At 43.2% G+C, this 24,447-nt stretch carries 21 protein-coding genes; 6 read left to right on the top strand and 15 right to left on the bottom strand.

Translation table 11 applies throughout. The features are described from left to right. Positions 1 to 6: 6 nt before the first annotated feature. From AB4128_RS18960 to AB4128_RS18935, 6 genes are all read right to left on the bottom strand, one after another. The gene (locus tag AB4128_RS18960; protein ID WP_055024166.1) at positions 7 to 2,856 is read right to left on the bottom strand and encodes a formate dehydrogenase subunit alpha; all 2,850 of its coding nucleotides are present in this window, start codon (positions 2,854 to 2,856) and stop codon (positions 7 to 9) included. A 17-nt stretch (positions 2,857 to 2,873) separates the two neighbouring features. Beyond that, the gene (locus AB4128_RS18955) at positions 2,874 to 3,074 is read right to left on the bottom strand and encodes a twin-arginine translocation signal domain-containing protein (protein ID WP_372038630.1); all 201 of its coding nucleotides are present in this window, start codon (positions 3,072 to 3,074) and stop codon (positions 2,874 to 2,876) included. Positions 3,075 to 3,205: 131 nt separating this feature from the next. Further along, entirely contained in the window at positions 3,206 to 3,895 is a 690-nt protein-coding gene (locus AB4128_RS18950) for a molecular chaperone (RefSeq protein WP_055024164.1), read from the bottom strand. Positions 3,896 to 3,905: 10 nt separating this feature from the next. Beyond that, the gene (locus AB4128_RS18945) at positions 3,906 to 5,579 is read right to left on the bottom strand and encodes a 4Fe-4S binding protein (RefSeq protein ID WP_080917208.1); all 1,674 of its coding nucleotides are present in this window, start codon (positions 5,577 to 5,579) and stop codon (positions 3,906 to 3,908) included. A gap of 165 nt (positions 5,580 to 5,744) precedes the next feature. Continuing rightward, positions 5,745 to 6,362, bottom strand: coding sequence for a DUF3306 domain-containing protein (locus AB4128_RS18940; protein WP_080917209.1), 618 nt, complete (start codon positions 6,360 to 6,362; stop codon positions 5,745 to 5,747). After that, on the bottom strand, positions 6,363 to 6,827 hold the full coding sequence (locus AB4128_RS18935; RefSeq protein ID WP_055024161.1) for a DUF3305 domain-containing protein: 465 nt from the start codon (positions 6,825 to 6,827) through the stop codon (positions 6,363 to 6,365). 420 nt (positions 6,828 to 7,247) lie between these two features. Here AB4128_RS18935 and AB4128_RS18930 point away from each other — a divergent pair, with 420 nt between their 5' ends. Further along, positions 7,248 to 8,096: a formate dehydrogenase accessory sulfurtransferase FdhD gene (locus AB4128_RS18930; RefSeq protein ID WP_372038628.1), complete on the top strand. Its 849-nt coding sequence runs from the start codon at positions 7,248 to 7,250 to the stop codon at positions 8,094 to 8,096. Positions 8,097 to 8,231: 135 nt separating this feature from the next. Here AB4128_RS18930 and rlmF read toward each other — a convergent pair whose 3' ends face one another. Both rlmF and AB4128_RS18920 read right to left on the bottom strand, forming a co-directional pair. Continuing rightward, positions 8,232 to 9,371, bottom strand: coding sequence for a 23S rRNA (adenine(1618)-N(6))-methyltransferase RlmF (gene rlmF / locus AB4128_RS18925; protein WP_372038627.1), 1,140 nt, complete (start codon positions 9,369 to 9,371; stop codon positions 8,232 to 8,234). 16 nt (positions 9,372 to 9,387) lie between these two features. Continuing rightward, a complete protein-coding gene (locus AB4128_RS18920; RefSeq protein WP_055024158.1) occupies positions 9,388 to 9,789 on the bottom strand; it encodes a flagellar basal body-associated protein FliL in 402 nt (133 codons plus the stop codon). Positions 9,790 to 9,867: 78 nt separating this feature from the next. Between AB4128_RS18920 and AB4128_RS18915 the strand changes: the two genes are divergently transcribed. Beyond that, positions 9,868 to 10,458 (top strand): chorismate lyase, encoded by a 591-nt coding sequence (locus tag AB4128_RS18915; protein WP_080917212.1) that lies wholly within the window; start codon positions 9,868 to 9,870, stop codon positions 10,456 to 10,458. 70 nt (positions 10,459 to 10,528) lie between these two features. Here AB4128_RS18915 and AB4128_RS18910 read toward each other — a convergent pair whose 3' ends face one another. From AB4128_RS18910 to AB4128_RS18900, 3 genes are all read right to left on the bottom strand, one after another. After that, positions 10,529 to 13,393, bottom strand: coding sequence for an immune inhibitor A domain-containing protein (locus tag AB4128_RS18910; RefSeq protein WP_372038626.1), 2,865 nt, complete (start codon positions 13,391 to 13,393; stop codon positions 10,529 to 10,531). Next, on the bottom strand, positions 13,393 to 13,677 hold the full coding sequence (locus tag AB4128_RS18905; RefSeq protein WP_055024155.1) for a hypothetical protein: 285 nt from the start codon (positions 13,675 to 13,677) through the stop codon (positions 13,393 to 13,395). Before AB4128_RS18905 ends, AB4128_RS18910 begins: the two co-directional genes overlap by 1 nt. A 242-nt stretch (positions 13,678 to 13,919) precedes the next feature. Next, positions 13,920 to 14,513, bottom strand: coding sequence for a YhgN family NAAT transporter (locus AB4128_RS18900; protein ID WP_055024154.1), 594 nt, complete (start codon positions 14,511 to 14,513; stop codon positions 13,920 to 13,922). Positions 14,514 to 14,738: 225 nt separating this feature from the next. On the opposite strand from AB4128_RS18900, the gene AB4128_RS18895 reads away from it, so the two are divergent. Together AB4128_RS18895 and AB4128_RS18890 are read left to right on the top strand one after the other, a co-directional pair. Next, the gene (locus tag AB4128_RS18895; protein ID WP_372038625.1) at positions 14,739 to 16,340 is read left to right on the top strand and encodes a metal transporter; all 1,602 of its coding nucleotides are present in this window, start codon (positions 14,739 to 14,741) and stop codon (positions 16,338 to 16,340) included. A 161-nt stretch (positions 16,341 to 16,501) separates the two neighbouring features. Next, positions 16,502 to 17,263 (top strand): NRDE family protein, encoded by a 762-nt coding sequence (locus tag AB4128_RS18890; protein ID WP_080917218.1) that lies wholly within the window; start codon positions 16,502 to 16,504, stop codon positions 17,261 to 17,263. 187 nt (positions 17,264 to 17,450) lie between these two features. On the opposite strand, the gene AB4128_RS18885 is transcribed toward AB4128_RS18890, so the two are convergent. Continuing rightward, entirely contained in the window at positions 17,451 to 17,873 is a 423-nt protein-coding gene (locus AB4128_RS18885; RefSeq protein ID WP_055024221.1) for an SgcJ/EcaC family oxidoreductase, read from the bottom strand. A gap of 574 nt (positions 17,874 to 18,447) precedes the next feature. On the opposite strand from AB4128_RS18885, the gene AB4128_RS18880 reads away from it, so the two are divergent. Further along, on the top strand, positions 18,448 to 19,020 hold the full coding sequence (locus AB4128_RS18880; RefSeq protein WP_372038624.1) for a lysophospholipid acyltransferase family protein: 573 nt from the start codon (positions 18,448 to 18,450) through the stop codon (positions 19,018 to 19,020). Between the two features lie 27 nt (positions 19,021 to 19,047). Here AB4128_RS18880 and AB4128_RS18875 read toward each other — a convergent pair whose 3' ends face one another. Further along, on the bottom strand, positions 19,048 to 20,316 hold the full coding sequence (locus tag AB4128_RS18875) for a mechanosensitive ion channel family protein (protein ID WP_080917221.1): 1,269 nt from the start codon (positions 20,314 to 20,316) through the stop codon (positions 19,048 to 19,050). Between the two features lie 227 nt (positions 20,317 to 20,543). Here AB4128_RS18875 and AB4128_RS18870 point away from each other — a divergent pair, with 227 nt between their 5' ends. Next, positions 20,544 to 21,083 (top strand): TonB-dependent receptor, encoded by a 540-nt coding sequence (locus AB4128_RS18870; RefSeq protein WP_080917223.1) that lies wholly within the window; start codon positions 20,544 to 20,546, stop codon positions 21,081 to 21,083. Positions 21,084 to 21,199: 116 nt separating this feature from the next. On the opposite strand, the gene hutH is transcribed toward AB4128_RS18870, so the two are convergent. Together hutH and hutU are read right to left on the bottom strand one after the other, a co-directional pair. Then, complete coding sequence (hutH, locus tag AB4128_RS18865) at positions 21,200 to 22,741, bottom strand: histidine ammonia-lyase (protein ID WP_372038623.1); 1,542 nt, start codon at positions 22,739 to 22,741, stop codon at positions 21,200 to 21,202. Next, the gene (gene hutU / locus AB4128_RS18860) at positions 22,741 to 24,414 is read right to left on the bottom strand and encodes a urocanate hydratase (RefSeq protein ID WP_372038621.1); all 1,674 of its coding nucleotides are present in this window, start codon (positions 24,412 to 24,414) and stop codon (positions 22,741 to 22,743) included. The genes hutH and hutU overlap by 1 nt, the downstream gene beginning before the upstream one ends. Between the last annotated feature and the right edge of the window lie 33 nt (positions 24,415 to 24,447).

Genomic DNA, 24,447 nt, shown 5'->3' with positions numbered 1-24,447 from the left:
AGTTAATTAGGCTTTGCTGATCTGACACAAGCTAGACTTAGTCTCTTGCATCTGAGTCACAACATCATAACCATAGGTCATCACGGTATTGGCAGACTCGCCGATAACGTAAGGAACCGTTCCTTCTGGGTAGCTCTTCTCTAGGCTCTTGCCTTCGAATACACCCGCAAAGTGGTATGGCATGAAACACTCACCAGCAATGACTCGTGGAGTCACCATTGCTTTAACTGTGATCTTAGCGCCTTCTGGACTGTGAACGAATACGTCATCACCATCACGTAAGCCGCGATCTGCTGCATCTGCAGGGTTAATCTCAATAAACATTTCTTGCTGTAATTCTGCAAGCCATGGATTTGAGCGGGTTTCTTCACCACCACCTTCATACTCAACTAAACGACCCGTCGTCACTGCTAATGGGAAGTCTTTTGAGAAATCTTTGTCTTGAATTGTCTTATACAAGGTTGGAAGACGTGCAACCATACGGTCTTCGTAAGTTGGATACTTAGACACTAAGTCACGACGAGGGGTATATAATGGCTCACGGTGAACCGGGATATCATCTGGGAAGTTCCAAACAATACAACGGGCCTTCGCATTACCGTAAGGGATACAACCATGCTTAATCGCAACACGTTGAATACCACCAGAAATATCAGTTTTCCAGTTTTTACCTTCAGCATGAACTTTCTCTTCGGCGGTTAAATCATCCCACCAGCCAAGCTGTTTAAGCATGTCAGCGGTAAATTCAGGATAACCGTCTTGAATTTCGCTGCCTTTAGAGTATGAGCCTTCAGCAAGAATGTTGTTACCTTCATGCTCAACACCGTAACGAGCACGGAAGTTACCACCACCGTCTTTCACTTCACGGCCCGTGCGGTACAAAATTTGTGTACCAGGGTGCTTCATATCTGCAGTCCCCCAACATGGCCAAGGTAAACCGTAAGTTTCACCTTTTGCAGGGCCACCTGGTGCTTCTAAGCTTTCAATATCGAACGTGCCCCAGTTTTCTTGGTGCATTTTCAAGCGCTCAGGACTTTGACCTGTATAACCAACAGTCCACATACCTTTGTTGAATTCACGAGTCATATCTTCAATCAACGGCTCATCGCCATTCACTTTAATGTGCTTACAGAATTCAGCATCGATGCCCCATTTTTTCGCCAGCTTGTACATGATTATGTGGTCAGCTTTTGATTCAAATAATGGCTCAATAACTTGAGTACGCCACTGCAGTGAGCGGTTAGATGCAGAAACAGAACCGTATGTTTCAAACTGAGTCGCAGCAGGTAGTAGATATACGCCATCTGTACGCTCATGCATAACACCCGCCATGGTTGGGAATGGATCGACAACCACTACCGTATCCATTTTGTTCAATGCTTCACGCACTTCACGACCACGGGTTTCGGTATTGACTGATTGCCCCCAGAAGAATGACATACGAATGTTATCTTTCTGCGCAATCTTAGATTTGTCTTCAAGTACACCATCATGCCAGCGTGAGCATGGGATACCCGTCGAAGTCATTGGGTCTTGACCTAAGTGTTGGGCTTGGTCGAAGCGGTTTTTAACCCATTCGTAATCAAGATCCCACACATTACACCAATGCTTCCAAGAACCGGTCTTCAAGCCGTAGTAACCAGGTAAAGTATCGAATAGTAAACCAAAGTCGGTTGCACCTTGTACGTTATCATGACCACGGAAGATGTTAGTACCACCACCTTCAACACCCATGTTGCCTAGCGCTAATTGCAAGATACAGTATGAACGCGTGTTCGCATTACCGACGTGATGCTGAGTACCACCCATACACCAAACCACAGTACCAGGCTTAGTCTCTGCAAGCATTTTAGCCACACGGCGCATTTGCTTTTCAGGTACACCGGCAACATTTTCAACTTCTTGTGGATTCCACTTTTTCACTTCCTCACGGATACGTTCCATACCGTATACACGTTGGTCAATGAATGTTTGGTCTTCCCAACCGTTTTCAAAAATATGCCACAACAAACCATAAATGTAAGGAATATCCGTACCTGGACGGATATGCACGAACTCGTCAGCTTTTGCTGCAGTTCGGGTGAAACGAGGGTCGACTACGATAATTTTCGCGCCGCGCTCTTTACCTTCAAGGATGTGTTGCATTGAAACTGGGTGAGCTTCACAAGGGTTCGAACCGATGAACATCATCGCTTTCGATTTACGAATGTCATTAAATGAGTTCGTTTGCGCACCATAACCCCAAGTGTTTGCAACACCGGCTACAGTGGTAGAGTGACAAATACGTGCAGAGTGGTCGACGTTGTTCGTGCCCCACATTGCCGCTAATTTGCGGTACATATAAGCTTGTTCGTTCGAGAACTTCGCACTACCCATGAAAAATACTGAATCAGGACCTGACTCTTGACGAATATCTAAGGCTTTTTGGCCTACTTCTTCAATCGCTTGTTCCCAAGAAAGTTTTTTCCACTTACCGCCTTCAAGTTTCATTGGATACTTAAGACGCTTTTCACCATGACCATGTTCACGCAGTGCAGCACCTTTAGCACAGTGACCACCAGCGTTAAATGGATGATCAAATGCAGGCTCTTGACCTGTCCATACACCATTTTGAACTTCAGCATAAATACCACAGCCCACTGAACAGTGAGAACAAATAGTACGTTTTACTTCGGTAGGTGCATCATAAGGTACATCTTTCGCTTCAGCTTTACGCATCATGCCTGCGCCCAGCATTGAGGCTGCAGCAATACCACCTGTTGCCAATGTGGCTGATTTCAAAAACTGGCGACGATTGAGTCCAAGTGCAGGTTTATCTGCGACTTCAACTGTCTCTGTTTTGCGGGTTAATCGCATCACATATTCTCCTTTAATTACTTACTACGTAAGGTGGCGTAGTAACTACGTACATGGTCTGTTTCTCTATAACCATCACTTTTATCCACACTTGATATGGCTTCTGGTGAGGCAGCTAGAGCTTGTCCGCTAACAGTAGCAACTGCGCCAGCGGCACTACCGACAGCCAATGCTTTAAGCATTTGACGACGATCCATGACGGAAGCTTGCTTCTTCATAGTCTCTCCTTAATGTAACGCTAAAATAAAAGGGTCTTGTTTACCCTAGATTAAGTGGGAGTCTCCTCCCGTTTCGGTCTACGCCACTGACAATGTCAGTGGCGTAAATCTTTGCCCCATCAATCACGAAATTAAGATGCTAATTCGTTTGTTGAAGGTTCAATTTTCTCTGCTGACTCAGCGGCTTTAGCTTCAGCCTCACTGCCTGGGCAGTTCACTGGAATATCTAAGCTAAGCTGTTCAAACTCATTAGCTTCAATTTCAAAAAAGGCTTTTGCCAGTTTTGCTACTGGTGCGTAAAAGGCTGCACTGGGAGTTTGTTCTAATGTGTCGCAAAAACGCGCAATCCAACTACCAATATGGCGTTGGTAGAAAGCTAACTGACGGTAACCAGGAGCCTCTAAAATTAATGTACCCATGACTTCACATAATGCAGCCACATGATCTTCTGGCTCTTTTACTTCGTCTTCACGAGCAAAACCTAATTGCAGTAAATCTTGACGTAAAAGGGCTAATGGCTTGTCCATTAGTGAGCCTGTCATAAACCAACTTGCGTATGGCAATACTTCACCACGACCCACGCCGTAGAAAATATTGAAGTATTCTTGCTCAAGCTCTTCAGCGGTATACTTGGTCGCAGCTTCTTTCAAGCCAAGCCAAGCCGCTGTCATGTCATTGTCTTCTTCAGCATCAACTTCAAGCTCAGCTAAAAATGCGAGCAACTCGGCGTTAGGCTCGCGACGTAACAAGGCTGCCAATATTTGGTAAATATCTGCCCGTAGCTGATCGTTTTCTGAAATTTCTCTAACTAATTCGGTCATATCTGATCTCTTATCGAAGTTGCTTCTCTGGGTCTTCAAGAATGTCTTCAAACATATCTTTTACGCGGCAATCACCACACATTTTTAAACGCTCAACATTGGCATTAAATGCAGAGTGTCCACCAATCATATCTATCATTCTGTGTACCATTGACTGTGTCGCAAATGCGGTACCACAGCGAATACACTCAAATGGTGGTTCTTCTTTTAATGTTTGGCGTTGCTGACGTGAGGCTTGGTCTAAGTTGATTTGCGAAGTAATGCTAATCACATTTTCAGGACAAGATGTTTCACATAAACCACATTGAACACAGTCTTGCTCAACGAAATGTAATGCAGGTTTATCACCACCATCCGTTAAAGCTTGAGTTGGACATGTCGCCACACAAGACATACACAAGGTACATTTGTCAGCATTCACTTCCACTTTGCCGTATGGCACATTACTCATTGAAATACAGGTATCGCTTGCTGCAGCTTGCTGATTCAAATGATCCACTGCGGCGTATAACGTTTCACGCTTAGTTGTTGGCGTAAATGCTGCTGGTACCGTTAGCGGCCAATCTAAGCTAATCGCTAATTTATCATTCAGCGCAGAAAGCATACTCGGGTCAATTAAGCTGATGCGTTGAGGCTGGCCCATTTCATCTAAAATGGTATTAGCAAGCGACAATTCACCGTTTAACATTTGCGTTAATGTTGGTGCAGTTGCGTCAGTGTTAAGAATCAACACTTGGCGAGCGCCCCAAGCAAGTGATGACATCCAATGGTCGATGCTAGCAACTGTAATTTCTTCTAACTCAACAGGGATAATGTCCCCGACTAAATCAGCTGTAATCAGCTCAGCACCAACACCACTGTCATGGAATAAAATCACTGGAGCAGCTTGGGCTTGCTCAAGGTAGCGGCTGATCAGTTTTTGAATGTAACTATGGAGCGCTTGTGGCGTAGGTAAATCAAAAGCGATGGCCCCTGTAGGACATGCGTTGGTACAACTACCCGCACCATGACACAAGTAAGGGTCAATTTCGATTTTGTCTTCAATGCTACTAATAGCATCTGCTGGGCAGAAGTTTAAACAGCGATTACAACCATTAACGCCATTGCGATTGTGGGCACAAATATCACTGTTAACTTTGACATAGCGTGGCTTATCAAACTCACCAACTAAATCAGGAATTTGTGTTAATGCATCAGCAAGCTTCTCTGCATCCTGACCTACGTAAAAATAACCTGGTGGCAGCATTTCAAGGTTCAAACATGGCGCCATGCTTAAATCTAAAACGATATCAAAATGTGGTTTACGAATAGCAACAAGGCTAAGTTCAGCAGCTTTGCTGTCTTGGCCTTCGCTTTCTACCGTCACTTGGAATTGGCCTAAAAAGCCTTTTACTGAGATAAGTTTGTTGTAATAGCTTTCACTATTAACTGCTGCATTCATTACTGCTTCAAGATGTGCTTCATCTTGGCTAGTAATGGCTTCATTTGCCAAAATGACGACATTCGCCATATTGGACAATTTGTCTGCAGCTAATCGAGCCAGATCTTCTGGGCCGATAACCAGCACATTTCCTTCAGTAGTATAACTGACGGTAGGTGGAATCAAGTTTTGAATCACTTGAGTCTGTGCTAATACCTGCTGGCGAACTTGTTGCAGTTCAAGCGGGGTTTGACTATTGCTCACATTGCATTCCTGAACAGTTTTCAACGTTTGATGGACTTACTTAGCACTGTATTCCTTTCATCATTAACTCTTTCATCAAGCGAGTTAATCACTTCTGCTAAAAACAATAAGTACGACATCTACCACGTTAAAATAGTGGACATTAAATTATCGACGTTTTCTGACCTAAACTTGGCGCTGAGGCGATATCTCTGCCTCTGAAGCCATAACCAGATCATCACTCTGGTTAGTCGGGTCAGTCTTCGCGACTAATTCACTCTTTTCACTTAATACTTCTTGCGGGGCATCAGTTGCATCACCAACTGTGTCATCTCCCTCGCTTGCTAGTAACGCTTCATCTTCAGCTTTGTCTTCATCTTTCATGACGTTGCGGAAAACTTTTTTCGCCAACTCAGCTGAAACGTCAGGGCTCAACTTAGGTTGGTTACTGTAATCAAGGGCATACTCAAGTAGGCCATCAATTTCGTTATACTGTGGTTGTTTCCATAAAGCCTTTAAGGCTGCAGATTTTGCAGCAGGAGAAACATTCGCTCCCATAAACGATGCAAAACTACCACCAACCTCGATTTTTTCTGGATCAGGTAAATCTTCAGCTTCAAGAATTTTTTCTGGTTCAGCCGTCTCAACAGTGTGCGCATCAACTGTTTCAGTGTCACCTTCAGGGCTTACCTGCTCAGTTTCAGTTGCCTGTGTTTTTGCTGCTAAATCAGCAGCAGCTTCAGCTTCAACCTGCTCACGACGCTCAGTCCAGCGAGAAAAAAATCCTCTTGGTTTATCGCTCATTTAGTGGCTCCGAAGGTGATTTGTGCTTGGGCCTTGATCCTTGCGGCGATTCACATGTTTACGGCGCTTAGCTGAAATCTCAACTTCTCCATGACGCGTTATAAAAGCTTCAACCCAACAAGCCAGCGCTTCTGGCATTGGGATATTTAATACCGGTGTTTCAGACTCTAAACAGCCTGCTGCGACGTTTTGGTCACAAGATATTGAAGTCGGAATTAACGTCCCGTCATCCAGCTCATCACAAACGATGTATAACATGGTGTTATCCATATCGAGATTGATGCGGTAACTACCACGCTCATCTTTGTGCAGCTCAAATAACACCAGCGTTGCTCCTTCTGGTGCCTGATGAGAAGCAGGGACGATTTGATCGACCTCCCACGTCACCGACGGCCAGCGACCAACCATTTTTTCCACTTTTTTCAGTGAAACGTAAATAGGCCAAACATTTTCAGTATGTTGCATAAAAGCTTTGCCTTATGAAATCAGAAAACAACAAGAAACAAACAAATAACCAATAAATACATAATGTTATTTAACAACCTTATGACTTTGAATACTGGGGTTATTAGGTTTTGTTTCCTTTATGCGTATAGTGCTGCAAAAATAGTGCCAGAAGGATTGATTACTAAAGTTTGACCTAGATCGCTAATTCCACTTTAAGAGTAGGACAATTTGTCCATATTGCTAATTTTAATAGGACATAAGGCTACGTTAATTAGCTATCACTGATAAACATTGGTGTTAGATCACGCATTTACAATCTACTTACTATTGGAGGTATAAAAGTTGCTATGCTGATAGGCAGTTAGTTTTAATCACGATTTTCGTCTTAAATACCGACATTATTGGTATCAGATGACACAGTCAGAGGCCGCTACGTAAATGACCCAAACCAATGCCACAGCAAAAGCCCCACTTAAACTTGTTAAAACCCAAGCCGAAGTCCCACTGACTTTGCCAGTAAAAGCAATCAATGAACTGGGCGAAAGTATTGATAAGTTTGTCGCCTGTGAAAGACCCTTAACTGTGTACCTCAACTGGCAACCCATTGTGACCTTAATGACACTGGGAGCTAAGCCTGAATCATTAGCATTGGGATACTTAAAAAACCAAGGTTTTGTGAGCGATGCCAGCTTGTTAGAGTCAATTATTGTTGATTGGGACGTCAATTCCGCGGCTATTTTAACCGCTGAAAAAACAGCAGATTTAGAAGAAAAACTATCAGAAAAAACCGTCACATCGGGGTGTGGTCAAGGCACGGTTTATGGTGGCTTTATGCAAGGGCTTGATGATATTAACTTGCCGACACCTCAGCTTAAACAGTCAGTATTGTATAGCTTACTTAAAAACATTAACGCCTATAACGAGACTTACAAAAATGCCGGTGCTGTTCATGGCTGCGGTATTTGCCAAGATGATCAAATTCAATCATTTATCGAAGATGTAGGCCGTCATAATGCGGTTGATACACTCGCTGGCGATATGTGGTTAGCAGGTGAAAATGGCAACGATAAGATTTTTTATACCACTGGCCGTCTAACTTCAGAAATGGTGATCAAAGTGGCTAAGATGGGGATTCCGGTTCTGCTTTCTCGCAGTGGGGTTACACAGATGGGACTCGAATTAGCACAAAAAATGGGTATTACCATTATCGCACGTGCTAAAGGTCGTCATTTCTTGGTCTACCATGGCGCGGAAAACATCGAATTTGATGCCAATAAAGCCAAGTAATTCGCTGTGATGAGATAGGCCTGTATTTGACTATTATTGGCCTAGCTCTTTTAAGCATTTCTATTAACCAGCTCTGTTAAAGAGTGGCCCTTATTGATAACAAGCTCGCAATGGGCTTGTTATCGATTGAATAACTCACTTCATATCGCGAAATTTAGCCCACTGCTCACGCTGCTTTTCGGTTAAAAAACTCCATGCAAGTACGCGAGTAATCTTGTTTCCCTGCTGCATCTCAATGGTTTTAACCGTATCTACAGACAATTTATCGAGTAAGGCATAACACGGTTTTAAGTTTTCAGATTTAGAAATTAACGAACTAAACCATAAACATTGAGTTCCAAATTGTTGGCTTTCTTTAATCATATTAGCCAAAAACTGTTGCTCGCCGCCTTCGCACCATAACTCAGCTTTTTGTCCGCCAAAGTTCAGCTTAGGGTCTGTTTTAGATGACTCTGCACCAGTTTTACCTTGATGAAGGTTCGATTTCATTCTCTTGGCGCGATTTGCTGCGAGGTTAGCATTTTTCTTGATGCTGCCCTTAGTCGCGTCTTCAAGTGAGCGATGAAACGGCGGGTTACACATAGTCAGATCAAACCGTTCATCAGCATTGATAATGCCTGAAAAAATGGCACTCGGGTTAGCTTGTAAACGTAATGATAACTTTGAGGTTAGTGACTTATTTTGTTCAGCAATTTTAGCCACATTACTAATGGAGATAGGGTCTATATCACTGGCAACAAACTGCCAGCCATATGACTGGATACCTAATAACGGATAAATACCATTGGCACCCGTTCCAATATCTAACGCTGTCACCTTGGCACCTTTTGGCACCTTGCCGTTGACACTTAATAAATCCGCAATGTAATGCAAATAATCAACACGACCTGGCACAGGTGGACACAAAAAACCTTCAGGAATATCCCAGTGTTCAATGTCATAATCCAGCTTTAATATCGCGGCATTGAGACTCTTTACTGCTTCAGGATCTGCAAAGTCTATTGATAAATTTCCATAAGGATTAGTTTTAACAAAGTGGGACAATTTGGGACACTTTTTAATAAGTGATTTAAAATCATAACCTTGCAAATGTTTATTTCGAGGATGTAATGCTTTAGGTTGCAATCGCCCAGTGGTGAGCTTCTGCTGCGACTTTTTGCTGTGCTTATTGATCGATTTGGTCTGTCGGCGTTGACTCTTGACTGGCTTGTTATCAAGTTTAGCGTTTTTCGAATGCTTTGCTGCGCCTTTAGAAGGCGCCTTAGGTGCTGTCACAGATTCAGTGCTCTATTTAATCGTACAAATACTTGGTAAACAGTAAATTCACTACTAATTCACTACCCGTTTCTTCTGCGAGAAGCCTGTTAACCGTTTCATAGCACTCACGGCGAATGTCTTCACGACCAGTGAGTGACTTCACTTTATCTTCGGCTTGATTACCTAACACTTCAACAATGGCTGAGCGTAATAAAGGGTCATGATGTTCAATTAGTAATAAATGGTCAGGATCTTTCACCATCAATTCGACACCGATTTTAACAAAACCTAACTTCTTACGATTAGAAATATAGTTAGTGACAATATCAGGTTCAAAACCATAATAAGCAAAATTTTCTAAGGCTTTTTCATCTGCGCTTTGCACATTCATTGAAAATATCAGTGAAAGAAAAATTGCGTATACGTACTTTGCCATCGTTAATCAAACTCCATTATTGATATAAGCGTTGTCGTGATAAACTGCACCCGTTTTGTAAATTTTAACGAGTAATGAATGACAGTAACCAGCTTAAGCTTTCCATACGGTGAATCTATTCAATGGTTTTCACCTGAGAACTTCCATTCTATGCCAAAAACAGCTTTAAAAGAATGGTTACTTGCCACTGGCAGTTTAACCCAAAAATTAAAAAGCTGTTGCCAAGATTTTGAAGTAAAGGTGTTAGGCGAACATCTGACGAACCCTTTAGCAGGTGAATGCCCTAATCAAAGCCGAGTATGGGTCAGAGAAGTGCTACTTTGCCTTGATGGTAAACCTTGGGTATTTGCACGCACGTTGATTCCAGAGAGCCTTACAGAACATCAGCAACATAACTTTAAACGTCTAGGCTCTAGGCCGCTTGGTGAGTTACTTTTTTCGAGTAATGATATTGTGCCAGGCAAAATCGAAGTGGCTGAATTCGAGAGCTGTAGTAAGCTAGCACAACTCGCGACGAGTTTATCTCAAGCTGTATCGGAGCCATTATGGGGACGCCGTCGCTACTTTACTTTGGCAGATCAGCAAATCATTGTGAGCGAAATATTTCTCCCTGCCGCAGTAAAAATTATCAATAGTGAATTAGCACCTTCAATGGCTTGCACGGACTGATAAATCGTTTTATTTACAACTAAAAAAGGCATGGTAAACACCATGCCTTTTATTATTTTGCATCAGTTTATTATCTACGACTCTGCCTTTTTCGCATCAATAAACTCAGCATGAACAGTGATAACCAGCCTAGGCTACCTCCACTACTTTCACCACTATTATCGGGTGCATCTTCAACAACTGCAGGTAAGAAAAATGTCCAGGCACTTTTTTCTACATTGCCCTTTTCATCAGTAACAGTGAGTATAATCTGATATTCACCTTCAGTTGTATAAGTGTAATTAGCAGGGTTTTCACCCGTTAATGTCGTGCCATCACCCATGTCCCATGAATAATCTAATGCACCAAAGCCACCAGTTGTATTATTGGTCATTTTGACGGTCATATTATTACTGCCTACAATGGCAATAGAAAAATCAGCTGTAAGCTCAATCACCACTTCAACAATACGACTATAACTGGCACTGATACCTGTTGAGTCTGTCACGGTTAGCGTCACAACAAACCCGTTAGAACTACTATAGATATGTGTAGGATTAGCTAAATCACTGCTAGCACCAGCTTCACCAAAGTCCCAAACATAACTGTAGTCACCATCACCTCCCTGCACTGATGCGGAAAAAGCAGCCTCAAAATCAGTCACAACAACATCAAAATCCACTGTGATTTCTGGATCGTCTGGATCTGAGACAACAATATTTCTGCTGAACTCGACAGTCGCAGTTTGGCTACTGGTCGACTGAGCGGTGACATCCATACTCAAGCCTAATTGTTGTAATACCATGCCTGATTGCGGCTGAAGCGGTGCACTAAAGTCGTTACTATCGTCAAACTGACTTTGATTACTTAAATGATTATCTGAACCATAAGCCGTTTGCGGATACAGGCTAAAACTTGCATCGCGCACTTGCACATCACTACTGCCATTCATGATCAAGTTTTGGTCAGCATCGACAACACCGATTAAACTATAACCTGCATGCTCACTGACATTGTTGTCTTCGTAATTGCTGTTTTCTAGCCATAACAATACGCCTGGCTCATACCCAATATTTTCTAACCCTTCGTCAAGGCCTTGATAATTGCGAAGCTGTGCAATATAGCGCTGCGGTAAGCCTGGGACGGTATCATCAATGCGAGCATAACCATCTACATTAACCGATGACACGGTTTCGGCGTCATCACTGAAGATCTCACTACCTTCAGCCGTGAGTGAAATATTGTCGACTAACATCCCAAAGCCACCTACGGCTTGATCTGTGATGTAATTAATTTGCAGTTCCACGCTTTGACCTGCATATGCAGATAAATCATATGTCAGCTCAACCCACGCATCACTGCCGCTTCCACTACTGATGTCGGATGATTTCCCTGATATATAGTGATTAACGTTGTTATATAGCGGATTATTAGCAGTTGTATGATTACCTGCGATTGCAACATTGTTAATCAGCACCTGGCTATAATCATAATCAACTTCAATATCCCACAATGCATAAAAACTCAGCATTAAGGGAGATTGCGCAGGTAAATCAAGATCAATCGTCATGGTATTGGTCATCATGTGCCCTTTACCTGAGTAGTATTGATATTCACCAGCATAAGGCGCTTTAAAAGCAATGTTACTTACTGGTAGCGGAATCGATAATTGATTCACTTCTTCGGCATTCACCGCACTGACAAGATCAGCACTTAAGCCTGTTTCACCAATATCTGCCCAATTAATAGTGCGCTCATTGACCCACTTCCCCTTATAACGCTCTTGCAGGTATGAACGTGCATATGGGCTAAAACCTGACGGTTTGGTGCCTGGAATATATGTCCCACCAGCAGCTTGCCCTACCCAAGTACCTCCAGCCATTAGCGACCAGCTCCCTACTGGTGAGCCATCACCGCCGTAGCTTGTATCATATTCGTCTGGCAGACCTAGATCATGGCCAAACTCGTGGGTAATCACCCCTGAGGCTGAGTCGATAGGCTGCACGGTATAACCATAGACCTTCATTGATGTGCCAGGAATCGTGGAGCCAAATGTACTTGCGCCAACAAAAAATCGATGCGACCAAATAGCATCAGTGCCTAGCACGCCACCACCGACTTCCTCACCTAAGCTAGAATGAAAAATAACGATGTGATCGATCATGCCGTCGGCTTCATCGAGATTGCCGTTATTATTTAAATCATAAGGATCTTCAATATCAAATTGCGCAAGCTCCGCCGACGTCATACCTGCAACCGCTTTCGTAACAGCTTCCATCACCAGTTCAGGCACTGCAACATCATTGTCATTATTATTAGCATCATTACCGCCATAGTAAGCAGCATTGTTATCAGCGGTTACCCAGCCTTTAACTTCTCCGTTGAATGAGAAGGTTCCGCCAGATGCTTGATCAAAGTATTGATAAGCCGTTTGTAGGTTTTCACCGTTTGGTCCTGCAAAGCCGCTAGATGAAAATAAAATGTCTTCATAATGCGCTACAGCATAATCGCTGTAATACATTGCAGTGTCAGATGGGGTTAATTGATTATCGTTGTAAGGTAAGTCCGGAAAATCAACTAAAACAGCCAAGACATTCACAGCTTTTTCAACATCACTATCGGCCAATGTTGATACTGCTGCGACATTTTGTTGCTGTTTTTTATTCGCTAAAACCTGATTAATTCGTTTTGTTTGATTTAAAGGAACCGCTAAGTTATTTGCCCGTGCTTTACGGGTAAACTCTGCAACAGCTTGCTGTTTTTGCAGCTCGGTAGCATCAGGGCTTAACTCACCACGTTTGGTTAGCCAGTAAATAATTTGCGGTTCATTGATAACACCGGCATCGGCAGGTGACGTGTATTTAACAGGCGCAGCGATTGAAGAAGCACTCAATGCTAATGACAAAGTCAGTGCTAACGGAGTAAAACCTAATAGAGAATACTTAAAACTAACCATTATAACGACTTCCCTTTGTGACATTTTTTATAGGCATCATTGCGTTTAGCAATATATTCATTAATAACAGCTTGCTGTTGTGCCTCAGTCATTTCAGGCGTGATATCACCTCGGTTTAGCAAGTTGTTTCTAATCCCTTGAGTATTTAATGGAGGTGGCGTTGCACCGCATTGTATTGTTGGTATAGGGGCAGTCTGTTGTTGCGAGGCCGATTCAGGCATTGCTGCTTGATGACTACAAGCCAACAAATTTGCGCTCAAAAGTACCAATAAAGTCCGTTTCATAATTCAACTTATAACAGTGTAGATTAACTGAACATTAACAGTTATTACCCAGCGATTACAAACAGGCAGATAAGGTTTTTTGTCTCCGCTCCAACGCCAATGTCCACACAGGTAGACAGCTGAGGTAACAGACTAATTATTAAGTTAAATTACAGCCTATTATCGTCAAACAGTAAAAATAAAAAAGGCCGCTATTGCGGCCTAATAATGCGTGGTTATCCTAAAACAAGATCATTTGCTGTTTATGCAGTGCTCTTCATGTAGCTCGACACACCATCTAAGAACATTTGTACAGATATCATCACTAGCACCATTCCCATTAAACGCTCTACCGCTGTCAGGCCTTTCTCACCTAAAATACGGGTAAAGACTTTATAGAAGAGTAATATCACCGCACTCACACCCCAAGCAGCGACTAATGCAATAGTCCAATCTGTCATTCGTGAGCTGTCACTATGAGCAAGCAATATCAAAGCAGCTAGCACTGACGGCCCCGCCATCAAAGGAATCGCCATTGGCACAATAAAAGGTTCTTCACCCGCTGCTAAACCGACAACCCCACCAGGCTGCGGAAAAATCATTTTAATCGCAATTAAAAATAAGATAATACCACCAGCAATACTGACGGATTCTTGGCGTAAATTAAGGAAGTTGAGAATCGCCTCACCAGCAAATAAAAACAACAACATAATCGCTAGAGCAATGAGTAACTCACGTATCAATACACGGCGACGCTTTTTAGGCTCAATGTGACGCAAAATTGATGCAAAAATTGGTAAATTCCCTAACGGGTCCATGATTAAAAACAGCATCACAGCGGCTGAAAATATGTCCATTACATTTATTCTATTAATAATTAACAAAGAATCGCCATTGTATACTTAATACTGCGATTTTGGAGGTATGAGCAGTAAATTTGTTTATATACTCACGATTTTGGCTATGCTTTACCGTGTAAATTCTGATGATGATGAATAATCAAGCACCACAAGTATTAAGTTAATCCAAATACTAGGATATACTTGATTGTTTTTTCCGTTTCTTAGATTCTTTTGGATTCCATGCTCTATCTAGTTGCCAGCTGTATCGCACTTTTATTCGGTCCGCTTTTTTATCGTTATTTCTCTTCAGGAAGTGGCTTACAAAAAGGTCTGGATGGATTTATTTTCGTCTCGTTAGGCGGATTAGTGCTAATCCACATTTTGCCTGAACTCCTCGAACATGGCGGTATCATTACCCTGTTGTTTGTCGTGTTCGGTTTATGGGGACCAACTGCCAGTGAGCGCTTATTTCATCGTTATTCTGAAATCACCCACAATGTCACGCTTACATTAGGTATTGCCGGCCTTTTGCTGCATACCATTACCGATGGCGGCGCGATGGTTTTAGCCCAGCAGGAAGGTAATTCCATATTGCTAGCCTTGGGCGTCATCATGCATCGTTTGCCTGTGGGCCTCGCTATTTGGTGGTTATTGAAACCGCAAGTTGGCACGCAATGGGCCAGTGTCGTTCTTGCTGCAATGATGGTATTAACGGGTGTTGGCTATTTTGCCGGAGAACAACTGCTACAACATTTGAGTATCGAAAATACCGTGTATCTGCAAGCATTTGTTACAGGTTCTATTTTACATGTTGTATTACATCAACCACATGGCAATCAAAATGATGATCGTCAAGGACGTTACCAATATCAAGCAGGCATTGGCAGCCTGTTAGGCGTAGCCTTACTAGCAGTACTGTTGCTAGTGGATACGGGTGGCGACGCTCATAGCCACCATAGTCACGGCTCAGGGCAATTTTTAAATTGGATACTGACCATTTCGCCTATTTTGATAGTAAGCTACCTTATTGCTAGCCTGCGCTTTAAGGCCGGATTAACACCGCAAAATGAGCGCCTTTCTAGCCGTTGGCTTCAACGTCTTGCTGGCCCAGAGGCTTTAATTATTACTTTGCTGTTATTGGGCCCTTGGTTTGCGATATATCAAGCAATTGGGTTACTAATCATTGGCGCATTACTCAGTCTAGGCAAGGTTGAGTTAACCGATCCACACGAAAATCTTCCGCAATCCAGTTGGCGCTTTGGTTTTGCTCATTTAGTGGATAGAAGCGCACCTTGGATTGCATTAAGTCTGATATTGGCTAATTTAATTGGTCACCCATCAGTACACCTTGAGCACCCAGCACTGCAAGTTTTCTTACTACTTGTTGTATTCCTACCTATGCGCTTTTGTAACCTAGGCGCTGCAGTATTGGCTTTATCGCTTGCGTATAGTGGTTGGCATAATGTGGCTGTGGCTTTTGCCTTAATTGCAGCGCCAGTGCTGAGTATCAGTCAACTTAAACTGATGAGTTGGACAATGCGTATCGCTCTAGCCTCTGTTATCGCTTTAGCATTATTATTCGCCAATAATTACTTGGTTGATTGGCATCAAATGCTGACCTTACCCGATACCGTTAATGTGGCTGCGGTGATCATTGTCGGGCTGATTTTTAGCGCTTGCTTGTTACGTTTAGGCCCAAGGAAGTTTCTCAGCCGTTTAATGATTCAGTTCAATGCTCATAACCATGACCACGCGCACGGCCATTCACATAGCCATACACACAGTCATCAACATGATGATAGTCAACACACTGGCCACCAGCACAAAGAGCATAAGCACTAACAACCAGCTGCGCTCTCGAGATCATCGAGAGCGCTTGTCTGTTGCAAATCAATTGCCTCTCGCTATTAACCTAATAGTGCACTTGCCCCTCAAATAAGCCAGACTTGTCCACTACGGCTTTTAGGTTATGATGAATTATCATCCTTAAAAAAGTCGAATCTATGTGCATCCTATTCATCGCTGTCGACATGCATCCTAAATGGCCACTTATCGTATGTGCCAATCGAGATGAGTTCCATCACCGACCTACCGAGCCTGCTCACTTTTGGCCGCAAGATGCCACAACACAAATTCTGGCAGGTAAAGATCTTCAAGCAGGTGGAACCTGGCTTGGGGTAAATCAATTAGGCAATTTTGCAGCGCTAACTAATATTCGCCTTCAAACCAGTGAAGATGGAATGCGCAGTCGAGGCGAATTAGTACTAAAAGCGCTCGCTGATGACAATACCTTCAACCCGCAATGGCTTGCCCAACATGCTGATAACTACAGCCCTTTTAATTTGGTCTATCAATACGACAAACACTTGTGGTGCTTCAATAGCGTCACGGCAGAAAATACGCAACTCAAAAAAGGGTTTCATGCCATCAGTAACGGCGCATTAGATGATGTGTGGCCAAAAATGGCTAAAGGACAAATGGCACTTGAACAACATGTACTAAAACATGCCGCTCCCGACATTCCCCACATGCTTGAGCTAATGCGAGATCAAACACAAGCGCAAGACAGCAATTTACCCGATACTGGCATTGGACTTGAGTGGGAGCGGTTACTGTCGGCTATTTTCATCAAACATCCTGAATACGGTACTCGTTCCACCAGCGTAGTACTTCAAGATTGTCGAGGAAATATAGAATTGACAGAAGTGCGTTATGACGGCAAGGGAAGAAATTTAGGCCAACAGCAATTCACTATTAGCCTCTAAGCTGAAGATAACCCTTCTGACTAAAGCCGTGACAAAGATTAGCTCCTGTACATTAAAAACGGGAGCTATTTAATGGTGCAAATAACATGCGATCAGTCTGAAGACTTCGCTTCTGACTAAAGTCGTGAAAAAAATAGCTCCTGTGCACTAGAGGCGGGAGCTATTTAATGGTGCAAATAACATGTGATCAGTCTGAAGAATGATCATGGGTAATGACCCATTTATCATCAATACGTTCGATTAATAAGGTGAATACGCCACTGGGTTTATCTTTCGCACGCTCAAGTGTCCAACGACCAACTACGAGTGCGGCATAATTACTGAGCATTTTGATTTCACGTACATTAAAGCTCAATTTCCCCATACGTTCTTGTGTCGGATAACTGCGTTTGTAGCTACTTAATATCGAGTCCCAGCCATAATTGTATTTACCATTAGACACAAATCGCAACTTATCGCTTTTCCAATAACCTTGCATATAGGCATCAATATCACCACTGTTCCATGCTTTTTCTTGATTCGAAATAACCGCACGGATCCTATCGGTCGGAATAGCACTATTCGCATTTACCTCATCAAGGGAAATCGAGGCAGTATCTTCAGGGTTAATATCCACTGCTGCGACGGGGGTTGTCGGCGTATAGATGTCAGGTTGCTTTTCTGCCTCGCTTTTGAGTTCATTGACAGCATCATCTTGCGCTGCAGTTGCTACTTTATCAGGCGCAGTTTCGCTTTCGACAGGCGAAATTGCCCCCGTTTCTACAACTTGATCTGTCACCGGCTTTAACGGAACCGTTTTCAGCACTTGTTCGGTTTGCTCCGCCAAAACAACATCATTGTTAGATTTAGCTGCAGTCACTTGAGTATCATCGTTAACCTTAGCGTCATTCGCGACAGCCAGCACTAGCGGCGACATACAGTATGCCATTACACTAAGGCAAAAAATTGTAAGGTGCTTCACACACTCTCCTTGTCATGACTAAGTGTTGATATTCCATTTAAGGCATGCCAACTTAGTACTTTTGTATGATTATTCTCGGCCAAATAAGCACGTTCATTATCTGACTTTCTATGAGTGACAAACTAATATCATTCACTAGCACTGCAGAATTAATCATAAAATATTTCATTATCTTATCGTTAGATTCTAACGTAAATAGTAACAATAAACTGGAAAATACCCCATGTTTCGCAAATTTTGTTTATGGCTTCTCAAAATAAATCACTGGCAATTTGAAGGGAGCGCACCACATCAAGGGCAGTTCATTATGGTCGTTGGCCCACATACCAGTAATTGGGATTTCATCATTGGTATTATTGCCCGTTTCGCCTTAGGTATTAAAATTCACTTTCTAGGCAAACATCAATTGTTTTTACCCCCTTGGGGCTGGTTCTTTAAATTATTAGGTGGCAGTCCAGTAGACCGAAGGAAAAATAACAATATGGTTGATGCCGCTGTGACATTGTTTGCAGCAGATCCACAATATAAATTGGCATTAGCTCCTGAAGGGACTCGAAGCCCTGTCACACGTTGGAAAACTGGCTTTTATCATATTGCCGCAAAAGCTAAAGTTCCGATAATTACTGTCGGTCTGGACTTTGCTCGTAAAACCATTGTGATTAATCAACCGATGAATACCAGTGGCGATATGACCGCAGATATGAATCAAATTTTAGATTTTTTTCGAGGAATTTCAGGTCAGCACCCTAAAGTTATTCCAGAATACATACCTGCAAAAACAAAAAAGTCGAGCTAGTTAAGCTCGACTTTATGCGTAATGAGATTAATGTGCAGCGCTTTCAGGCTTGATGCTGCGAATATCTTCACCTGTCGGATTTTGGAATGCTTTCAAGCCAAATTCTGGCAGAATAGCAAAAATATGATCAAATATATCCGCTTGTATTCCCTCATAAAATGCCCAACGAGTATCATTGGTAAACACATACAGCTCAATCGGTAAACCTTGAGTCGTTGGCGCTAATTGGCGCACCATTAAGGTCATATCCTTATGAAGTTTATTATTATTTTTAAGGTAAGCATCTAAATAAGCACGGAAAGTCCCGACATTGGTTAATCGTCTGCCATTCACTGGCATTTCAATATCGCTCACTTGTTCATTCGCATGGTTAATTTCAGACACCATTTTCGGGAAATAGTCTTTTAAGTAGTTCACCTTAGATAACCGCGTCATATCTTCTTCGGTTAAAAAGTGAATACTATTAACGTCGATATTGAGTGAGCGCTTGATTCGGCGCCCGCCCTTTTCTGACATTCCACGCCAATTTTTAAACGCATCAGACACCAATGCATAAGCTGGGATCATCGTGATCGTGTTATCCCAATTACGCACCTTCACGGTATTTAAAGAGACCTCGTCAACAGCACCGTCGGCGCCGTATTTATCCATTTGGATCCAGTCACCTTTACTCACCATGCGGTTAGCTGCAAGCTGAATACCTGCAACAAACCCTAAAATGGTATCTCTAAATACCAACATCACTAAACCTGTCGCAACACCTAAACCACTCAAGAAATAGATTGGCGACTGATCCGCAATAACAGAGATTGAAATGATAAAACCAATAAAGAAGAGAAACAGTTTAAAAAGCTGCACGAAACTTTTAACCGGTAGTCGGCGACTAATCTGTCTGACATCGGCAATTTCATTCACAGCATCAAGGCATGAATAAATAGCTCGGATAACAAAAATAACCACGAGAACACTCATGGCTCGGTCAATAATAGTGCCAAGCAAGTCTTGGTGAGTCAGAATAATGGGTATCAACAAATCTAATACCATTATGGGGATCAATAGCGCTAACTTCTCCAATACGCCGTAGCGCATAAAGATATCATCCCAAGTCACTGCTGACTTACGGATCATGGCATTGACCGCTTTCACAAACACCTTGCGAGTAATGTAATAAGCAATCGCTGCAATCAGTAGACTAGCAAACAATAAAATTGAGGTTGCGAGGCCATCTGACGGCTGGCTATTTACCCCAACTTCTAATAACCATGCGGCGATATCTGAACGTAACTCGTTATCCACTATTGATTCCTTTAGCACTTGAAAACACTGACTAACATAGCATATTTCTCGCAAGAGCAATGATAATCAATTATATGACACTGATACATAAAACCGCTCACTGACATGAAACAAGTCGCTAACAATTAACCCAAAATCAACGACAATGTCGTGAAAGATACGCGCAATTATTGACCTCCAGCCTCTAGCAACTAACAATAGCGCCATCTAATCAGGTAGAGGTTTACATGAAACAAATTTGGCTCACTTTACTATTCACTTTTAGCTTAGTCGCATATAGCCAACACGCCCAAGCAAGCACAGAGGAACCTCAACAGTTCAAGCCTTCTGTTGCCCTATTAGTCGACTATATTGATACTCGTGGTGACATGTTTGGTGTCACTATTGCAGCCAAACACTTTGACCCTGATTATGCGGATTGGGGATACTATATCGGCTATGCATGGGGCAGTGAGTACGATATTGATGTTCCAGAACCTGGCGAAGGCTATGCTAAAGAGTACATGTGGCGTTTTGGTTTGAGCTATAGCTTAACTCAAGATTTGAGTGTGTATGCTGGCGCCACGGCGTTTATCTACGAAGAAAACACCACAGATAATATCGTCCCACTGATTGTTGGTGCTGAGCCTGTTTGGGAGCGTGAACGTCAAAAGGACTGGGGAGCGGAAGTCGGCCTCAGATACACCATTATGAATGGCTTTGTGATTGGTGCAGGTTACGATACCAACTCAGAAGCAGCGGTCATATCCATTGGTGTCACCATGTAATATTTCCCCAATAAAAATCCCTAATAAAAATCTCTAATAAAAATCTCTAATAAAAAGGACCTTGCGGTCCTTTTTGTTATCACTCTCACTTAGTCAACGCACTACATCATCGACATTTAAAAGCTCGCCAATAAACCCGCAGGCAGATAACGGTTAAAACTCGCGCTGTATAGCAAGTCTGTTGCATTATCGATATCAGGCGCAAAGAAACGGTCTTTATCATAATACTCAACAACTTCTCGTAACTGCGCTTTCGCACTCGCTACAGCTTTACTTGGCTGTAATGGCTTGCGGAAATCAAGCCCTTGCGCCGCAGCAAGTAATTCAACCGCCAATACACCTCGTGTATTTTCAGACATATCACGCAAACGTCGAGCAGCAAATGTAGCCATCGAAACATGATCTTCTTGGTTGGCAGACGTCGGCAGACTGTCTACTGATGCTGGGTGAGCATAAGTTTTGTTCTCTGATGCCAGCGCCGCAGCTGTCACTTGAGCAATCATAAAGCCAGAGTTAACCCCACCATTTTCCACCAAAAATGGCGGTAGTTTTGACAAGCTAGAGTCAATCAGTAGCGCAATACGACGCTCAGCTATCGATCCCAGTTCGGCGATGGCAATAGCAAGGTTATCGGCCGCCATAGCAACAGGCTCCGCATGGAAGTTACCACCAGAGATAATATCGCCTGTATCTTGGAATACTAATGGGTTGTCAGTCACACCATTAGATTCAACCGCTAACACCTCAGCCGCATGACGTATTTGGGTTAAGCATGCCCCTAATACCTGTGGCTGGCAGCGCAGTGAATAGGGATCTTGTACTTTTTCGCAATCAACATGGCTTTGGCTAATCTCAGACTCATCACCTAGCAAATGACGGAAAATAGCTGCTGAGTCAATTTGACCTTTTTGGCCTCGTGCAGCATGAATACGTGCATCAAATGGACTGCGACTGCCCATGGCAGCCTCGACACTCATTGCACCAATAACGGAACTGGCAGCAAAGAGGTCTTCAGCGTGGAATAACCCTTCAAGCGCCAATGCTGTTGATGCTTGGGTGCCATTTAATAAAGCTAAACCTTCTTTAGCAGCGAGCTCAATTGGCTCAAGCCCAGCAATTTCAAGCCCTTCTGTCGCCGTGATGATTTGACCTTGGTAGCTCATTTCACCTTCACCAAGTAACGGCAGACACATATGTGACAAGGGGGCTAAGTCACCTGATGCACCAACTGAGCCTTTTTCAGGAATACATGGATAAACACCCGCATTGACCAACTGAATAAGAAAGTTAATCACCTCTAATCGGATACCTGAAAAACCACGGCTCAGAGAGTTAATCTTCAATACCATCATCAATCGCACAGTGGCATCTTGCATATATTGCCCAGTACCAGCAGCATGAGAAAGCACGATAGAGCGCTGCAGTAATTGCAAATCTTCTGGCGCGATTTTAGTGTTGGCTAATAAGCCAAAGCCCGTATTAATACCATAAACCGTGCGGCCTTCATCTAAGACTTGTTGCACTAACCCAGCACTGGTATTGATGTCTGCAATCGCTTCATCTGCTAAGGTGATGTTCACTGAAGCACGGCTAATTTTACGTAACTGAGCCAGTGATAGCGTACCTGGGTTCAGTAATAATCTATGTTTTACCGTCATTACTTCACTCCTTGCATTGGTAAATCTAGACCTTGCTCTTTCGCGCAATCAATGGCGATATCGTAACCAGCATCAGCATGTCGCATAACACCTGTTGCTGGGTCATTCCACAACACGCGTCCTAAACACGCAGCAGCGTCATCACTGCCATCTGCCACAATCACCACACCAGAATGTTGACTAAAGCCCATACCAACGCCACCTCCATGGTGCAGCGACACCCAAGTTGCGCCGCTAGCAGTATTTAATAAAGCATTCATTAGTGGCCAGTCTGATACAGCATCAGAGCCATCAAGCATCGATTCCGTTTCACGGTTTGGACTAGCAACAGAGCCAGAGTCAAGATGATCACGTCCAATCACAATCGGCGCAGATAATTCACCATTTTTCACCATTTCGTTAAATGCTAAGGCTAAACGTGCACGGTCTTTTAGCCCTACCCAGCAAATTCGCGCCGGTAACCCTTGAAACTCAATACGCTCACGGGCCATATCTAACCAATTATGCAAATGCGGGTTATCAGGAATTAACTCTTTTACCTTGGCATCGGTTTTATAAATATCTTCAGGATCACCAGATAAAGCGACCCAACGGAAAGGGCCAATCCCTTCACAAAATAATGGACGCACATATGCAGGAACAAAACCTGGGAAATCAAAGGCATTTTCAACGCCTTCTTCAAATGCCATCTGACGAATATTATTACCGTAATCGGTGGTAGCCGCGCCTGCAGCTTGCAGCGCTAGCATCGCGTTAACTTGAACAGCCATCGATTGTTTAGCCGCTTTAACTACAGCAGATTCGTCAGTTTTACGCATTTCAGCAGCGTGCTCTAACGTCCAGCCTTGAGGCAAATAACCATTTAATGGATCGTGCGCAGATGTTTGGTCAGTGACCACATCTGGCGTCACACCGCGCTCAACTAATTCCGCAAAAATGTCAGCAGCATTAGCGAGTAGTCCGACAGAAACAGGTTTACCAATGGCATTAGCTTCATCAATCATGGCCAAAGCCTCATCTAATGAGGTCGCTTTCTTATCCACATAACGAGTGCGCAGACGGAAATCAATACGCGTTTCATCGACTTCACATGCCAATACTGAATAACCCGCCATGGTGCCAGCAAGGGGTTGTGCGCCGCCCATACCACCCAGGCCGCCCGTTAAAATCCACTTACCTGCTGCATTGCCTTCAAAGTGCTGTTTTGCCATCGCGACAAAGGTCTCGTAAGTGCCTTGAACAATCCCTTGAGTACCAATATAAATCCACGAGCCTGCGGTCATTTGGCCGTACATTGCCAAGCCTTTTTTATCCAGCTCGTTGAAGTGCTCCCAATTAGCCCAGTGTGGAACTAAGTTTGAGTTGGCAATAATCACTCTCGGTGCATTATCATGGGTTTTAAATACGCCAACAGGTTTACCAGACTGAACAAGTAAGGTTTCATCGTCTTCAAGACGTTGAAGCACTTCAATAATTTTGTCATAGCATTGCCAATCACGAGCTGCGCGGCCAATACCGCCATAAACCACTAAGTCTTCAGGTCGCTCAGCAACATCTGGGTGTAAGTTATTCATTAACATCCGCATTGCAGCTTCAGTTAACCAGCTTTTACAGGCGAGTGTCGTGCCGTGAGGTGCGATAATATTACGGCTAGGGTCGTGTCTATTACTCATTATATTTCCTTCAATTATCTTCAACTGTTAACA

This window comes from Shewanella sp. 10N.286.52.A9 (assembly GCF_041468985.1).
Lineage (GTDB): Bacteria > Pseudomonadota > Gammaproteobacteria > Enterobacterales > Shewanellaceae > Shewanella > Shewanella japonica.
This window is presented reverse-complemented; position numbering and strand designations above follow the sequence as displayed.

Excerpts from the sequence above, each read along its gene's own strand:
- AB4128_RS18960 (WP_055024166.1), bottom strand. The coding sequence starts at position 2,856 with ATGCGATTAACCCGCAAAACAGAGACAGTTGAAGTCGCAGATAAACCT.
- AB4128_RS18955 (WP_372038630.1), bottom strand. The coding sequence starts at position 3,074 with ATGAAGAAGCAAGCTTCCGTCATGGATCGTCGTCAAATGCTTAAAGCA.
- AB4128_RS18950 (WP_055024164.1), bottom strand. The coding sequence starts at position 3,895 with ATGACCGAATTAGTTAGAGAAATTTCAGAAAACGATCAGCTACGGGCA.
- AB4128_RS18940 (WP_080917209.1), bottom strand. The coding sequence starts at position 6,362 with ATGAGCGATAAACCAAGAGGATTTTTTTCTCGCTGGACTGAGCGTCGT.
- AB4128_RS18935 (WP_055024161.1), bottom strand. The coding sequence starts at position 6,827 with ATGCAACATACTGAAAATGTTTGGCCTATTTACGTTTCACTGAAAAAA.
- AB4128_RS18930 (WP_372038628.1), top strand. The coding sequence starts at position 7,248 with ATGACCCAAACCAATGCCACAGCAAAAGCCCCACTTAAACTTGTTAAA.
- AB4128_RS18920 (WP_055024158.1), bottom strand. The coding sequence starts at position 9,789 with ATGGCAAAGTACGTATACGCAATTTTTCTTTCACTGATATTTTCAATG.
- AB4128_RS18915 (WP_080917212.1), top strand. The coding sequence starts at position 9,868 with ATGACAGTAACCAGCTTAAGCTTTCCATACGGTGAATCTATTCAATGG.
- AB4128_RS18910 (WP_372038626.1), bottom strand. The coding sequence starts at position 13,393 with ATGGTTAGTTTTAAGTATTCTCTATTAGGTTTTACTCCGTTAGCACTG.
- AB4128_RS18905 (WP_055024155.1), bottom strand. The coding sequence starts at position 13,677 with ATGAAACGGACTTTATTGGTACTTTTGAGCGCAAATTTGTTGGCTTGT.
- AB4128_RS18900 (WP_055024154.1), bottom strand. The coding sequence starts at position 14,513 with ATGGACATATTTTCAGCCGCTGTGATGCTGTTTTTAATCATGGACCCG.
- AB4128_RS18895 (WP_372038625.1), top strand. The coding sequence starts at position 14,739 with ATGCTCTATCTAGTTGCCAGCTGTATCGCACTTTTATTCGGTCCGCTT.
- AB4128_RS18890 (WP_080917218.1), top strand. The coding sequence starts at position 16,502 with ATGTGCATCCTATTCATCGCTGTCGACATGCATCCTAAATGGCCACTT.
- AB4128_RS18880 (WP_372038624.1), top strand. The coding sequence starts at position 18,448 with ATGTTTCGCAAATTTTGTTTATGGCTTCTCAAAATAAATCACTGGCAA.
- AB4128_RS18870 (WP_080917223.1), top strand. The coding sequence starts at position 20,544 with ATGAAACAAATTTGGCTCACTTTACTATTCACTTTTAGCTTAGTCGCA.
- hutH (WP_372038623.1), bottom strand. The coding sequence starts at position 22,741 with ATGACGGTAAAACATAGATTATTACTGAACCCAGGTACGCTATCACTG.
- hutU (WP_372038621.1), bottom strand. The coding sequence starts at position 24,414 with ATGAGTAATAGACACGACCCTAGCCGTAATATTATCGCACCTCACGGC.